General features: G+C 66.0%; 1 protein-coding gene. It reads right to left on the reverse strand.

Annotated elements, in window-relative coordinates:
- Window positions 1-81: 81 nt before the first annotated feature.
- Window positions 82-1,143: a hypothetical protein gene (locus tag JJL56_RS32755; RefSeq protein WP_200487937.1), complete on the reverse strand. Its 1,062-nt coding sequence runs from the start codon at window positions 1,141-1,143 to the stop codon at window positions 82-84.
- Window positions 1,144-1,211 lie beyond the last annotated feature (68 nt).

Below are 1,211 nucleotides of genomic sequence, written 5' to 3' on the forward strand. Positions count from 1 at the left end.
CATCTCCCGGTTCGCCGCTCTCCAACGATCCGTCGCGTAGCCCCCGGAATTCGCCAACAGTGTCGCCTGCTACTCAGCCCCCTACGACAGCAGGCCGGCGCCACGGCCGCCGAACACGGGCGTGACGGAGGGCATTACGAAGTCCTCGATCGGCTCCGGCGCATAGGTCAGCACCAGCGCTTCCGCGAAGTCGGGCGACGGGATGCCGCGCCGGGCCAGGGACAGCTTGGACTCGATGGCGATTCGCCCCTTCTCGTTCTTCAGCCATTTCGGGACCGGAAGCTGGCCAGTGAGTTCCTTGCTGTCCGGCAGGACGATGATGTCCTCCAGGGGGTGGTCACAGCCGCCCTCCTGCCCTTCCAGAAACAGCAGCAGCTCATAGGAGCGCTGGAAGGCGCAGCGGACCGTCCACCAAAGCTCCGCCTTCAGGTTGGCGAACATCTCCTTCGCCTTCCGTCCGTCCGGCCATTCCGCGTCGCTCGGCGAATCGCCGACGTTGATCGGATAGACCTTCAGCCCGTCCGTGTTGGCGTGCTTCAGCGTGCTGGTGACGGTGTTGCCGACACCGATGGGATCGTAGTTCATCACCCCGGCGCCGGCCTGGCGCGTCTCATCAAGTGCGGAGTGTGTCGTCGTTATGTTGTCCGGCGTGTTCCAGGATTTCGGCACCCGGACCACCGGCCCCTTGCGGATCACCAGCACCGTCTTGCCTTTGCCGCCGCCGCCGACGTCCATCCCGGCCACGCCCGGTGCGGTCGGGGACATCCAGCGCCCCAGCCGGTCGCCCAGCAGCTTCCCGAGCTTGACGGCGGCCTGCACCCACGGGCCGGGTATGCAGACACCCTCCGCCGAGGCGCCGTAATCCAGCTCGTATTCCTGCGCCCAGGTCACCGGGTCGGTGGACGCCTTCTTGCGCGCGATCCACTCCGGGGTCTTGCGGGGATCGTCCTCCAGCCGGAACGTGAAGACCTTCACGCTATCGTTCTGGCGCTTCCGGTAGAACAGGTTGCCCATGCCATTGACCGAGGAGACCCAGCCGCGGCAGTCGGCGTTGCCGATGATGGCCGCTTCGACCTTCTCGGCCTGATCGATGTGGGCGCCCTCATCCACGATGTAGATGGAGCTGCGGCCGCCGCGCCCCATGTTCTGAGCTATGTTGGAGATTGGGTGACGGGCCGATCAGGCGGCGTTCTGTGACGCGGCTTCAGTGA

Origin of the sequence: Azospirillum aestuarii (assembly GCF_016632405.1) — a bacterium.
GTDB lineage: Bacteria > Pseudomonadota > Alphaproteobacteria > Azospirillales > Azospirillaceae > Azospirillum > Azospirillum aestuarii.

Bases quoted from the DNA above. Each gene is read 5' to 3' on its own strand.
- JJL56_RS32755 (WP_200487937.1), bottom strand. From the start codon at position 1,143: ATGGGGCGCGGCGGCCGCAGCTCCATCTACATCGTGGATGAGGGCGCC.